At 67.2% G+C, this 13,439-nt stretch carries 11 protein-coding genes; 3 read left to right on the forward strand and 8 right to left on the reverse strand.

The annotated features are described in order from the left end of the window. Positions 1–285 precede the first annotated feature (285 nt). Complete coding sequence (locus AC4BCK_RS08105; protein ID WP_174177034.1) at positions 286–723, forward strand: RDD family protein; 438 nt, start codon at positions 286–288, stop codon at positions 721–723. A gap of 37 nt (positions 724–760) precedes the next feature. On the opposite strand, the gene AC4BCK_RS08110 is transcribed toward AC4BCK_RS08105, so the two are convergent. The 4 genes from AC4BCK_RS08110 to lipB form a co-directional block, all read right to left on the reverse strand. Next, the gene (locus tag AC4BCK_RS08110; RefSeq protein WP_310113873.1) at positions 761–1,120 is read right to left on the reverse strand and encodes a DUF3817 domain-containing protein; all 360 of its coding nucleotides are present in this window, start codon (positions 1,118–1,120) and stop codon (positions 761–763) included. Between the two features lie 82 nt (positions 1,121–1,202). Then, positions 1,203–1,955: a DUF4191 domain-containing protein gene (locus AC4BCK_RS08115; RefSeq protein WP_174177038.1), complete on the reverse strand. Its 753-nt coding sequence runs from the start codon at positions 1,953–1,955 to the stop codon at positions 1,203–1,205. A gap of 97 nt (positions 1,956–2,052) precedes the next feature. Further along, the gene (gene lipA, locus AC4BCK_RS08120; RefSeq protein WP_188732223.1) at positions 2,053–3,060 is read right to left on the reverse strand and encodes a lipoyl synthase; all 1,008 of its coding nucleotides are present in this window, start codon (positions 3,058–3,060) and stop codon (positions 2,053–2,055) included. Continuing rightward, the gene (gene lipB / locus AC4BCK_RS08125; protein WP_490566817.1) at positions 3,057–3,725 is read right to left on the reverse strand and encodes a lipoyl(octanoyl) transferase LipB; all 669 of its coding nucleotides are present in this window, start codon (positions 3,723–3,725) and stop codon (positions 3,057–3,059) included. Before lipB ends, lipA begins: the two co-directional genes overlap by 4 nt. 162 nt (positions 3,726–3,887) lie before the next feature. Between lipB and AC4BCK_RS08130 the strand changes: the two genes are divergently transcribed. Next, positions 3,888–5,864, forward strand: coding sequence for a serine/threonine-protein kinase (locus tag AC4BCK_RS08130; RefSeq protein ID WP_490566818.1), 1,977 nt, complete (start codon positions 3,888–3,890; stop codon positions 5,862–5,864). 7 nt (positions 5,865–5,871) lie between these two features. Here AC4BCK_RS08130 and AC4BCK_RS08135 read toward each other — a convergent pair whose 3' ends face one another. Continuing rightward, complete coding sequence (locus tag AC4BCK_RS08135) at positions 5,872–6,765, reverse strand: TIGR01777 family oxidoreductase (RefSeq protein ID WP_251423204.1); 894 nt, start codon at positions 6,763–6,765, stop codon at positions 5,872–5,874. 73 nt (positions 6,766–6,838) lie between these two features. Between AC4BCK_RS08135 and AC4BCK_RS08140 the strand changes: the two genes are divergently transcribed. After that, the gene (locus AC4BCK_RS08140) at positions 6,839–10,369 is read left to right on the forward strand and encodes a S41 family peptidase (protein ID WP_363935549.1); all 3,531 of its coding nucleotides are present in this window, start codon (positions 6,839–6,841) and stop codon (positions 10,367–10,369) included. A 98-nt stretch (positions 10,370–10,467) separates the two neighbouring features. Here the strand turns inward: AC4BCK_RS08140 and AC4BCK_RS08145 are convergent, their stop codons facing one another. The 3 genes from AC4BCK_RS08145 to sucB all read right to left on the reverse strand — a co-directional run bounded on the left by AC4BCK_RS08145 (position 10,468) and on the right by sucB (position 13,362). Further along, the gene (locus tag AC4BCK_RS08145) at positions 10,468–10,896 is read right to left on the reverse strand and encodes an OsmC family protein (protein WP_104187558.1); all 429 of its coding nucleotides are present in this window, start codon (positions 10,894–10,896) and stop codon (positions 10,468–10,470) included. Between the two features lie 188 nt (positions 10,897–11,084). Next, on the reverse strand, positions 11,085–11,435 hold the full coding sequence (locus tag AC4BCK_RS08150; RefSeq protein ID WP_066275205.1) for a hypothetical protein: 351 nt from the start codon (positions 11,433–11,435) through the stop codon (positions 11,085–11,087). Positions 11,436–11,604: 169 nt separating this feature from the next. Beyond that, positions 11,605–13,362 carry a 2-oxoglutarate dehydrogenase, E2 component, dihydrolipoamide succinyltransferase gene (sucB, locus tag AC4BCK_RS08155; protein ID WP_490566819.1) on the reverse strand — a complete coding sequence of 586 codons (1,758 nt, stop codon included), beginning with the start codon at positions 13,360–13,362 and terminating at the stop codon, positions 11,605–11,607. Positions 13,363–13,439 lie beyond the last annotated feature (77 nt).

Here is a 13,439-nt window from a genome sequence, read left to right on the forward strand (position 1 = left end):
ATATGTAATATCTGGCTGGCAAGCCAGCTGATCCAGCGCAATCCGAAGCGCAGGGAAACGCAGTTTCCCTGCTGTAAGTACCCTGCTGGTGTTACCTGCCCTGTACTGCCCGCCGGCGGATTGCTTGAAACTGGTAACAGCCTATGGACGCGGCATTTCCCGTCCGTGTCCGCATTGTTTCGGGCAGGTTACATAGTGCCCTGATATGGCAACGCTATCTTCCGTCCACTCTGTGGTCTAACTCCATCCACAGTGTGGTCGGCGGGAAGTCGCTAAGCTTGGACCGTGGTAGATCGCAAAGACATCGGCTCCTGGCTCTCCGGCCCCGATACATCGGGCATCTCGAAATATCCGGGGGAGCGGCTGGGACTGCCCGAGTCGGGACCGGGCTCCATTGCGCGGGCGGGCCGCAGGATCGCGGCCATCATGATCGACTGGGGCGTCGCGCTCCTGATCAGCAACTTCGCTTTCGGAGGAGATCCGTGGGCCACCCTGGCGATCTTCGCCGTCGAACAGACCCTGCTGATAGGAACCCTGGGCTACAGCATCGGACACCGTGCCATGGGCATCCACGTGGTGAAGGCCGGCGGCGGGCCGGCCGGGCCGCTGGCGGCGCTGGTGAGGTCCCTGCTGCTTTGCCTGGTCATCCCCGCGGTCATTTTCGACCCCGACCACCGGGGCCTCCACGACAAGGCCATGGATACGCTGCTGGTGCGGCGCTGAAGGCTGCAGCGTTGGGCTCCCGGCCCCTGAAGCGCCGCTAGACGGAGCTGGCTTCCCGGACTGCCGTGGTGTCCGGCGTCGCCGGGGCGGCGTCCAGGTAGTTCCGCTTGTCCGCCCAGCGCTCGAACAGGACCGTGGCGAACGGGAAGACGGCGGAGATGCCTGCGAACAGCGCCACGACGAAGGGCCACCGCTGCAGCCTCCAAAGGGCAAGGGCGGCAATGCCGTAGCCCACGAAGAGTGCACCATGTATTGGTCCGGCAACCTGGACGCCAATTTCGGTGGTGCCGGCAATCCATTTGAAGTACATGCCGATAAGGAGCGCCGCCCAGCTGAAGGCTTCGGCGATGGCCAGGATCCGGAATGCGCGGATCACCGCTGTTTTCTTGAAGCTCACAATAACGTCCTCTCCTGCCGTGAAAGCGGCAAAGAAACGCCCCGGCTGCCGGCCGGAGCCGGAACCGGGGCAGGTTCAAAAACTAGCGTCCGCGGTTGGGACGCGCCTTGTAGGGGTCGATGCCCTTGGGGATCGGGAGGCGGTTGCCCAGTGAGGAGATGCGCTTGGACACTGCGTTCACCTCAAGCTTGGTCAGTTCCTTCTTGAGCTTGCCCATTTTCTTGGCCACCTCGCTGATGGGCACCTGGCCCTCGCCCCGGCCGCTTTCGATGACGTGGACGGTGACGTTCGGCAGGATGCGCGCAAGCCGTTTGCGTTCCGCGTCCAGCAGAGGCTTTACCCGGTGCGTGGGGCCTTCGCTGACAAGGACGACGCCGGGACGGCCGATGGCGCGGAAGACGGCGTCCTGCGTCCTTGGGTTGACGGCAACAGGCTGTTCCTCGGTGATCCAGCCGCGGCGTAGCGTTCCCAGTGCGGCGCCGGAAGCGCCGGGCTGGTTCTCGATCTGGGCGAATGCGGCGCGTTCTGCCCTGCGGGACAGGATGAACGTGGCGCCAAGCAGGCCCAGGGGGATGCCGATGATCAGGCCGGTGATCCAGTTTTCCAGCCAGAAGCCCACCAGGAAGCTGACAGCCACGACGCCAAGGAAAACCAGCAGCATCAGCCACGGGACCATGGGGTCATGACGGCGGGTCATGGTGAAGACTTCGCGGATCTGCTTGAGCCGGCTGGGCTTCTTGGCCTTCGCTTCTTTCGGCTTGCGGGAGAAGAGGCCACGCTTGACTGCGCTGGAGCCAGACGGAGTGGAGTTGCTGGAATCAGGGGATTTCGCCATAGTGCCTTAATTCTACGTGACCAAAGCCGCAGGGCCGGCACCGGATTATTCCTGTGCCGGCCCTGCGGGGACGCTGCGTTTTTTGGGGAACTGCAGATCAGTGGTGTGCTGCGATGAGTGAGCTGGCTTCCTGGCGGGTGCTGCCGGAGGACTCGATGTGGGCGAGTTCGGCGGGGATCTCCCAGCCTTTCTTCCGCATCGCGGTGGCCCAGAGCCGCCCGGCGCGGTAGGAGGAACGGACCAGCGGCCCGGACATCACGCCGAGGAACCCGATCTCGGTGGCCTCGTCCTGGAGGTCCACGAATTCCTGGGGCTTGACCCACCGGTCCACCGGGAGGTGCCGCTCACTCGGGCGCAGGTACTGGGTGATGGTGATCAGGTCGCAGCCGGCCTCGTGCAGGTCCCGCAGGGCCTCGGAGATTTCCTCGCGGGTTTCGCCCATGCCCAGGATCAGGTTGGACTTGGTGACCATGCCCAGGTTCCGGCCCTGCGTGATCACGTCCAGGGACCGCTCGTACCGGAACGCGGGCCGGATCCGCTTGAAGATCCGTGGCACGGTCTCGACGTTGTGAGCGAACACCTCGGGTTTGGAATCGCAGATCGCCTTGATGTGCTCGGGTTTGCCGGAGAAGTCCGGGATCAGCAGTTCCACGCCGGTGCCGGGGTTCAGCTCGTGGATCTTCCGGACTGTCTCGGCGTACAGCCACACGCCCTCGTCTTCGAGGTCGTCGCGGGCCACACCGGTGACGGTGGCGTAGCGCAGCTGCATCGCCTGCACGGACCGGGCCACCTTGGTGGGTTCGAACATGTCCACCGGGGAGGGCTTGCCGGTATCGATCTGGCAGAAATCACAGCGCCGGGTGCACTCGGACCCGCCGATCAGGAACGTGGCTTCCTTGTCCTCCCAGCACTCGAAAATGTTGGGGCAGCCGGCCTCCTCACACACCGTGTGCAGGCCTTCTTTCTTGACCAGGTTCTTGAGCTGGACAAACTCCGGGCCCATCTGGACCTTCGCCTTGATCCACTCCGGCTTACGCTCCACCGGAACAGCAGAATTGCGCTGTTCAACGCGCAAAAGCTTCCGGCCTTCAGGTGCCAATGTCACAGTAGTGCTCCTTCGGGGGTAGCGACCAGGGCGTCTTCATTCTTGCGCAGTTCTTCTGTAATGCGGGCCACGAGGTCAGCCGGGGCGACGTCACGGCCCGTTTCCTGGGCGATGGTTGTCACGCCGGCGTCAGTGATGCCGCAGGCGATGATCTGGGAATAGGGGGCGAGGTCGTTGTTGCAGTTGATGGCGAACCCGTGCATGGTCACGCCCTCATGCACCCGAATGCCGATGGCGGCAATCTTCCGGTCCGGGCCCTTGCTGTCCGCGGTGATCCAGACTCCGGCCCTGCCCTTGATGCGGACTGCGGTGATTCCGTAATCGGCCAGCACCGCGATGATCACGGCTTCCAGGCGTTCCACATAGTCGCGGATGCCTGCCCGGTTTTTCAGTTTGATGATGGGGTATCCCACCAGCTGGCCGGGCCCGTGCCAGGTCAGCTTTCCGCCCCGGTCCACGGGGACCACCGGAGTGCCGTCGAAGGGCCGTTCATGATCCTCGGTCCGTTTGCCTGCGGTGTAGACCGCAGCGTGTTCCAGGAGGAGGACAGTGCTGGGGGCCATCCCCGCGACCACTTTGTCGTGGAGTTCGCTCTGGATCTGCCAGCCACGGATGTAGTCGACAAGATCGGGAGCAAGACCCAGCTGTGAAAACTCAAGAGTCATGGCATCCAGCTTAGACCCCGCGGCGTCCCGTGCCCGGTTTAGTGTTGAAGCTCACCCACCTGCCGGAGGGACGTCACACGGAGCTTCCAGCGTGGCCGGGCGCTGCCGTGAAGCCTGTGGATAACTTCTGCACGGCGAAGAGGATTCGGCTAGACATGTCGTATGGAAATTTCGCAGGTGCCCGAGGTGCCGCCCGGGGTGCCCGGCTTCGCCGTGGGACGCATGCTGGGGCGCGGAGGGTGCGCGACGGTCTGGCTGGCCAGGGAAAACCGGACCGGGCGGGACTTTGCCCTCAAGTGCTTCCACCCCGGCACGGCCGGCCCAGCCGGTGGTGAACCGCTGACTGAGGACGCGGTCCGGCGCGAGGTCCGCATCCTGTCAGTCCTGGACCACCCGCACCTGGTCAAGGCACATGATGCCGTCCGGTTTCCAGGACAGCCCGAAGGCGGCACGGCCCTGGTGATGGATTATGCGCCGGGCGGGTCCCTGGCCGGCCTCATGGCCAGCCGCGGAAAGTTGAGCGTTGGCGAAACGGTCACGGTGCTGACACCCATCGCCCAGGCGCTGGGATACCTGCACAGCAAGGGATTCACCCATGCGGACGTCTCGCCGGGAAACGTCCTGTTCACCGGGCAGGGAAAACCCTTGCTGTCAGACGTCGGCATCGCGCGGATGCTGGGCGACCCCGGCCATGCAGCAGCGTCAGGAACACCGGGCTTCGTGGACCCGTCACCGGTGGACGCCGTGCGTGGCCTGCAGCCCGAAAGGGATGTCTATTCGACGGCGGCGCTGGGCTGGTTCTGCCTCACGGGCCAGGCTCCGCCCAGGACGTCGGGCCGGCCGCCGCTGCAGCTCCTGGTTCCGGATGTTCCGCGGGAGCTGGCCGCTGCACTGGAAGCAGGCCTGAACGAGGACCGGCGTGCCCGGCCCACCGCGGCGGCGCTGGCTACCGCCGTCTACCGCAGCGCGTCGCCCCGGCCACTGGACCTCGCCGCCTCCGTCCATCCCACGGTGATTCCGGAGCTGTTGACCCGCCGGCAGAACCCGGCACCATCCCGGCCCAGGGCAGCTGCGGAAAAGTACAAGGCCGCAGGAAGGTGGATCGCCACTGCCAGATGGTCCGGCCATTCCTTCGCCGGCCCGCGCATGCCGTTTCCACAGCCCGTCAACGAACGCCGCCCTTCCGGCGGGAAGCACGCCGGCCGAGCGGACGTTGGCAGCGCCCAAGCTGGCCCGGCAGATGTTGGCACAGCAGAAGTTGGCACAGCAGATACCGGCACGGCACGATCCAGCCCAACAGGTGGAGGTCCAGTACGATCCAGCCCGGCAGATGCGGGCGTGGCACATCCTGGCCCAACCCACCTCAGCAGGGGACGGCGCCGCTCACCCCTGCAGCGCCGCGCGCCACTGCTGCGAGGCTTCCTCCCTGCGGCCGCCGTGGTGGCGGCGGCCGTGGCATGGTGGCTTGCAGGGGCCGCAGAACTGCCTTTTAAGCCAGGTCCTGCGCCGGAGTCCGTCACGGTCCGGGAGTCCAGTGTTGGTCAGGAATCCGGCGGCGGACGGGCGCCCGACACTCCCTCGGGTGGGGCTGCGGAAAGTGAAGATGCAGCAAGTGGACCTGCTGCCAGCCCAGCAGCCCAGGACATCTCCGGCGCTCCCACCGAAATCGGCGGGAGCGAACAGGGAGCAGTGAAAAACGGCGGGGGCGACAACAGCGGTGGCCCTGCGGCTGCGGCCAGGCAGCAGGCGCGGGCGTCGGATCCCATCCAGGCTGTCCAGGGCCTCGCTGCCCTGCGGGACCTGGCCTTCAGCACGGGAGAGCTCGGGCTGCTCGACGAGGTTAACGCGGGAGGCTCCCCGGCAGCTGCCGCCGATGGGCGGACAGCCGAACGGCTTCGAAGCTCCGGCCACGTCCTCGCCGGGTTTTCCGGCACCCTTGCCGAGTTGCATCTGGAGGACGAAGCCACTGCCGCCCGCGCCCTGGTGCGGGTGCGCTCCAGTTCCTCCGCATATGAGGAGAAGGATGCCGGGGGCTCCGTCGTCGGGACGGGCCCGGCCACCACCAGCCGCCAGCTCCGACTGGTCCTCGTGACCGTGGGCGGCGCGTGGCGCATCAGCGAGATCCTTCCAGGGGACTGATCCCCACCTAGTCCTTGCCGGCAACCCACTGGGCGGCCTCTGCCACCGTGGGGTGCTGCCACGCGAAACCGGCCCCGAGGAGCACCGCCGGTTCCATGCGCTGGCTGGAAAGCAGGAGTTCCTCCGCCAGATCCCGCATCAGCAGCCGCAGCACAGGGGCGGGGACCCGCAGGGCCGCGGGCCGGTGCAGTGCACGCGCAATTTCCCCCACCAGCGTGCCCACGTCAGCCTGCTCGGGAGCGCACAGGTTCACTGGCCCGCTGACCCGTGACTCGAGCAGAAAGAGGAATGCCGCCGATACGTCCGGCAGGGTGACCCAGGGCCAGTACTGCCGGCCGCTCCCCAGCGGCCCGCCCAGGCCCAGCCGGATCAGGGGCAGCAGCCTGCCCAGCGCCCCGCCTGACCGGCTGAGGACAACGCCTGTCCGCGTTGTCACCACCCGCACCCCGTCCGGGGCCGAACGGGCTGCGTCCTCCCACTCAACGCAGATCCGCGACAAGGTTCCCGATCCCGGCGGTGCGGACTCACGGAGTACGGTGTTGCCGGCGTCGCCGTAATAGTTCGAGCCGGACTGGCTGATAAAGGCCGCCGGCGGGGAATCCAAGTGCCGCATCGCCTGCGTGAGGGTCCGCGTTGATCCAATCCGCGAGCTGAACAGCTCCTCCACCCGTTTGCGGGTCCAGGGCCGGTCCCCGATGCCGGCGCCGGAAAGGTTAACCACGGCATCCGCCCCGGCCAGGGCCTGCGGATCCAGGTCACCGGCCGCGGGATCCCACCTGACCTCGGACGCGGAGGCGGGGTCCCCCCTGACCAGGGACACGACGTCGTGGCCTGCCTTGGTGAAGGTTTCTGACATGGAAGTGCCGAGGAGCCCGGAGGCGCCGGCCATGACGATGCGCATGGTCCATCTCACCACGCCGCAGCGCCGGCGGCACCTCCCGACAGGCCGCAGGAGGGTTGACTATGATCGAACGATGACCTTTTCCAGCTACTTCCGTTTCCCGCATCTGCACGGCGATCTGGTCACTTTCGTGGCCGAGGACGACGTGTGGATCGCGCCCTTGGGCGGCGGCCGCGCCTGGCGCGTCTCGGCCCTCCAACTGCCCGCCCGCAACCCCCGGTTCACCCCCGACGGGAAGCGGCTGGTGTGGACGGTGGTCCAGGGAACGGCGCCGGAAGTGGTGTCGGCAGAAGTCGACGGCGGCGGGTACAGGCAGCTGACCTTCTTCGGCCACACCACAACGCGGGTCAAGGGATTCACTGCCAGCGGTTCAGTGGTGGTCACCAGCGCGTTCCGCCAGGCCGAAAGCAGGCACACGCACGCCTACAGCGTCCCGCTGGAGGGCGGCTGGGCCGAGGAACTCCCGTACGGGCCGGTTGAGTCCGTAGCCTTTGGTCCGGAGGTGGGCGACGAGCGGCCCGTGGTGGTGGGCAGCGTGCTGTCCCGCGAACCCGCCTGGTGGAAACGCTACCGCGGCGGCACCGCGGGGAAGCTGTGGATCGACGCCGACGGCAACGGGGAGTTTGAACGCCTGGTGCCGGAGCTTGACGGCAACCTTGCCGATCCCATGTGGGTGGACGGCCGGATCGCCTTCCTTTCGGACCACGAGGGCTACGGCAACCTCTATTCGGTCCTTCCCAGCGGAAAGGACCTGCGCCGCCACACGGACCACGAGGACTTCTACGTCCGGCATGCCGCCACCGACGGCAAACGGGTCATTTTCGAATCCGCCGGCGAGCTGTGGGTACTGCACGATCTCGGCTCCGACGCCGTTCGGCTGGACATCACCCTTGGCTCCGCCTCGCAGTCCAGGCGTCCTGCCCTGCTCAAGACCGCCAGGCACCTCGGTGCGGCAGTACCTGACACGACCGGTTCCGCCAGTGCAATCGAAGCCCACGGCACCATCCACTGGCTGCGCCACAAGGACGGGCCGTCCCGCATCATCGAGGCGACGCCGGGTGTCCGCGCCCGCCTGCCCCGGCCCCTGGGGGACGGTCGGATCGCCTACCTCGCAGACCACGGCAACGTCGAGGCGTTGTACATCAAGGACATCGCGGCTCCGGTGCCGCATGCCGGGCTTGGCGGCACGGAAGGGAGCGCGGGCCCGGGTGGCGCCGCAACCCGCAGCACGGCGGACGTTCCCACGCCGGTGGCCGCAGGAAAGGAAGAGACCGTAGTCCTGCCGCAGCCGGTCCCCGCTGCCGGTGCTGCCGCGCTGGCCGGGAACCCTGCGCTGGCCGGGAACGCCGTGCCGGCCCACGCCTCTGATGAGCAGGCCGACGTTGCTCCTGAAGCCGGCACCTCCGCCGAAGCACAGGCACTTCCGGCAGCAACCCGCATCGACTTTCCCCGTCCGTCGCGTGCCAGCGCCCTGGAAGCCAGTCCTGACGGGCAACGGCTCGCCCTCGGCACGTCCTTCGGCGAGGTTTATGTGGCGGACACCCGCACAGGTGAACTGACGCTGGTGTCCAGCATTGGCGAGGGCACGGTTGCCGACCTCTCGTGGTCGGCGGACTCGCAGTGGCTCGTGTGGTCGGAACCGGTCACGTCCTTCGGTTCCCGCAGCCGGCTGCGGATGGCCAGCGTGGCAAAGCCGGGATCCGTCCCGGTGGATGTCACGGACGGCCGCTTCGGAGACAAGTCCCCGGTCTTTACCCCGGACGGGAAGTTCCTGGCGTTCCTGTCGAACCGCAGCTTCGACCCGGTGTACGACGGACATTCCTTCGACCTCTCCTTCCCCAGCCCCATCAAGCCGTACCTTGTGGCACTCGCGGCGGACACGCCGTCGCCCTTTGGTCCCGCGGTGGACTCCGATGCAGGGGAAGCTGCCGCCGCAGGGGGAGACGGGCAGGGCCCGGACGGGGAATCGGCAGCACCGGACGTTCGGGTGGACGCCGAGGGCCTGGCCCACCGGGTCATCACCGTTCCCGTGCCGCAGGGGAACTACACCTCACTGAAGGCAACTGAGGGGGCCCTGCTGTGGCTCGACTGGGCCCTCGCCGGGGTCACCGGCGACGGCAAGGCCAGCCAGGACGACAAGGACGCCCGCCCCAGCCTGGTCCGGTTCGACCTTGGACGGCGAAAGCAGGCCACCCTGGTGGACGCGCTGGACAGCTACCGGCTGTCAGGGGACCGCAGCAAGGTGGTGCTGGTCTCGGACAAGCAGGTCACCGTGGTGCCCGCAGATGCCAAGGCGGATGAGGAATCCGGGAAGCTGGTCAAGGTTGACCTCGGCCGGATCCGGGTCATGATGGAACCGCTCAGCGTATGGGGCCAGGCCTTCGACGAGGCGTGGCGGCTGCAGCGCGACTTCTTCTGGACCGAGGACATGGCCGGCCAGGACTGGGAATCCATCCACAAGCGCTACCGTCCCCTGGTGGAGCGCCTGGGCTCCCACGATGACCTGGTGGACCTCCTCTGGGAACTGCACGGCGAGCTGGGAACCTCGCACGCCTACGTCCGGCCGGCACTCGTCACGGAGAACGGCAGCCACGGCCAGGGCAGGCTGGGCGCCGACCTGGCCTACACGTCCGCCGGCTGGGAAATCACGCGGATCCTTGCCGGCGAGTCCTCCGACCCGCTGGCGACGTCGCCCCTGACCCGGCCCGGCGTCGGCGGCAAGGCGGGGGATATCCTGCTCGCCATCGACGGCGTGCCGCTCTCGGAAAGCGTCACCCCGGCCATGCAGCTTGTCGGAGCCGCAGGGCGCGCCGTCGAGCTGACCCTCCTGAACGGTGCTGCGCACGGAGCCGCAGCGGGCACCCAGCGCCGCGTCGCCGTCGTGCCCGTCAAGGACGAGGAGCGCCTCCGGTACCAGGAATGGGTGGCTTCGAACCGGCGGACCGTCCGTGAAGCGTCAGCGGGCACATTCGGCTACCTCCACATCCCGGACATGATGGCGAACGGCTGGGCACAGCTGCACCGGGACCTGGACACCGAAACTGCCCTGGACGGACTGATCGTCGATGTGCGGCGCAACCGCGGCGGGCACACCTCGCAGCTGGTGGCAGAGCTCATTGGACGCAAGGTCACGGGCTGGAGCATGCCCCGCGGCGAAAAGCCGCGGACGTACCCCCACCATGCGCCGCGCGGTCCGGTGATCATCCTGGCCGATGAGTTTGCCGGCTCGGACGGGGACATCATCACGCAGGTGTCCAAGCTGAGGGGGATCGGGCCGGTCATCGGAACGCGCACGTGGGGCGGGGTGGTGGGCATTGACAACCGCTTCGCCCTGGCCGACGGCACCGGCGTGACGCAGCCGCGGTACGCCACCTGGTTCGGCGGCGGTGTGGGCTGGAGCGTGGAGAACTACGGGGTGGACCCGGACATCGAGGTCACGTTCCCGCCCCATGCCTATGCCGCGGGCCGGGACCCCCAGCTGGAGTACGGCATTGGTGCGCTGAAGGAAATGATCCAGGAACTGCCCACCGACCGTCCGCCGGCCCGCGAAGGCTACCGCCGGCTGCGTCCCGCCCCGCTGCCGGCACGCCGCCAGGGGAAGTAGCCCCAGCAGCAGAAGCCGCATCGGCAGTAGAACCGCAGCGCAGCAAAAAGCCCTGCCTGGCCGGAATGGCCAGGCAGGGCTTTTTTACTTTTGCCGGATCAGGACTCCAGGGTCGCATCCAGGGTGATGTCGATGCTGGCCAGGGCGCCGGACACGGGGCAGCCCACCTTGGCCTCGCCCGCGATCTTCTGGAACTCCTCCTCGGAAATGCCGGGGACCCGCGCTGACATGGTGAGGTGGCTGCCAGTGATTCCCGTGCCGGGAACAAACGTCACGTCTGCCTTGGTGCGGACTTCCTCAGGTGTGTGGCCCGCCTTATCGAGCTCGTTGCTGAAGGCCATGGAGAAGCACGCGGCGTGGGCTGCGGCGATGAGTTCCTCCGGGCTGGTCTTGCCGTTGGCCGCTTCGGTGCGGGCCTTCCAGGTGACATCGAACGTGCCCAGGCCTGAGGTGGCCAGGCTGGTGGTGCCGGCACCTTCCGTCAGGTTGCCGTTCCATACTGCGTTTGCTGAACGTGTTGCTGCCATGTTCACTCCTCAGGTCGATGTGTACCGGGGCAGGCCGGTGCCCGGGCCCCGCCGTGTCCCATCCTAGGGACAACACCCGCGGCATGCACCGGCTGTCCGCTGTCAGAGGATTATGACCGGGGTAGGAAACAACGACGGCGGCGCTCCCTGGGAAGGAAACGCCGCCGTCGTGGTTTTGGCCGGGGCTGCTACTGCCAGAGCGTCGCGATGGCGATGTTCAGCAGCGCGAGTCCGCCTACGCCATGCGCCAGGCCTGCGCTGATGTCCTCGCCCTTCTTGTACTTGCGGCGGCCGATGAAGGCGAGCACGCCAACGGCCAGCGCCACAGCGAACTTAATGCCGAGCTTGAAATAGTTGGCGTCCATGTCCAGGGCCGGGATAAGCCCCATCAGTGCCACTCCGGTCAGCAGCTGGAGCATGGCGCCGTCGAACTGGCGGGGGTGGACGGTGGGCTTCTTCATCTGGCCGATCCAGATGCCGACGATCATGGCGGCGCCGACGATATGCAGGAAGACCACGATGTTATAGACGATGTTCATGGGACCAGTGTAGCCATTCGTTCTACCGGGCGTAGTAGCGGTTCGGGTGCGTGGTGCCCCGTCCGCATACTTTCCGGGCGGGAGCCTGAGCGTTAAACGACGACGGCGGTGCAGGCCGTCCGGGAGGTATCCCGCCGTTGCCTGCACCGCCGTCGTGTGCGTCCGGGTGTTACAGCCCCAGGTCCGCTTCGAAGGCGCCTTCTTCAAGGCGTGCCTTCAGGGTCTGGAGGAAACGGCCGGCGTCCGCGCCGTCCACCAGGCGGTGGTCGTACGTCAGGGACAGGTACATCATGGAGCGGATGGCGATCGAATCGTCACCGTTCTCATCGGCCACCACCACAGCGCGCTTGACGATGGCGCCGGTGCCGAGGATGCCCACCTGCGGCTGGTTGATGATCGGGGTGTCGAACAGGGCCCCGACCGAACCGATGTTGGTGATGCTGAATGTGCCGCCGGACAGCTCGTCCGGGCCGATCTTGCCGTCGCGGGTGCGGCCGGCAACGTCGGCGATCTTGCCCGCCAGTCCCGCAAGGTTCAGGCTGCCGGCATCGGAGATGACCGGAACCAGCAGGCCCTTGTCAGTATCGACGGCGATCGCCAGGTGCTCGGCGTTGTGGTAGGTGATCTCCTGCTTGTCCTCGTCGTAGGCAGCGTTCAGCTTGGGGTGCTGCTTGAGGGCCTCGGCGACAGCCTTGGCGATGAACGGCAGGAAGGTCAGCTTGACGCCGTTCTGTGCCTGGAAGGAGTTCTTGGCGCGGGCACGGAGCTTGGCGACCTTGGTCATGTCCACTTCGTGGACCTGGGTCAGCTGCGTGGAGACCTCAAGGGACTCGCGCATGCGGCGGGCGATGACCTGGCGGATGCGCGGGGCCTTCTGGGTGGTGCCGCGCAGCGAGGAAGCGGCCTGGCCCGCGGATGCGGAGGCTGCCGGGGCGGACGCTGCCGGAGCTGCGGGCGCGGCCGCGGGAGCTGCCTTTGCCTCGGCTGCGGCGATGACATCCTGCTTGCGGATGCGGCCGCCGACGCCGGTGCCGGAGAGGGAGGTGATGTCCACGCCGTGCTGGTTGGCGAGCTTCCGGACCAGGGGAGTCACATAACCCGACTCGGATCCGCCTGCTGACGGTGCAGCTTCTTCGGACGCCGGTGCAGCAGCCTGGGGAGCCGGGGCAGCCTTGGGGGCTTCCTCCTTGGGTGCTTCCTGGGCGGGAGCGGCCTGCGGTGCGGGTGCTTCAGCCTTCGGCTCTTCCTTGGCCGGTGCCTCGGTGGAGGGGGCCTCGGCCGGGGCGGCAGCAGCGCCTGAACCGATGACGGCAAGGACGGATCCAACCTCGGCGGTCTCATCCTCGTTGACGCGGATTTCCTGGAGGGTGCCGGCCACGGGGGAGGGAATTTCGGTGTCGACCTTGTCGGTGGAAACCTCCAGCAGGGGTTCGTCCACCTCCACGGCGTCGCCAACAGCCTTGAGCCAGCGGGTGACGGTACCTTCCGTGACGCTCTCACCGAGGGCCGGCAGGGTGACGTCGTGGCTTTCGCCGCCGGCGGCCGGCGCCTCAGGTGCGGACTTTTCCTGGGCAGGTGCTTCTGCGGGAGCGGGCGCCTCGGTGGAGGGCGCTTCGGCGGGAGCCGGCGCTTCCTCGGCAGCAGGGGCCTCCTCGGCGGGAGCCTCTTCGGCGGGTGCGCCGCCGCCGGAGCCGTCCCCGATGCGAACCAGGGGAGCGCCGACCTCGGCGGTCTCGTCCTCGGCCACCAGGATTTCCTCAATCACGCCAGCTACAGGAGAGGGGATTTCAGTGTCTACTTTGTCGGTGGAGACTTCGAGCAGCGGCTCGTCCACCTCTACCCGGTCACCTACCTGCTTGAGCCAGCGGGTGACGGTTCCTTCGGTGACGCTCTCACCGAGGGCGGGCAAGTTAACGGATTCAGACATGTCGTCCCCGTTCTCCTTATTGATCTTTAGTGCGGATGATTGCTGCCGTTTGGCCAGCCTAGTGCACCCGGCATTCC

This window comes from Pseudarthrobacter sp. As-47 (genome assembly GCF_058215595.1).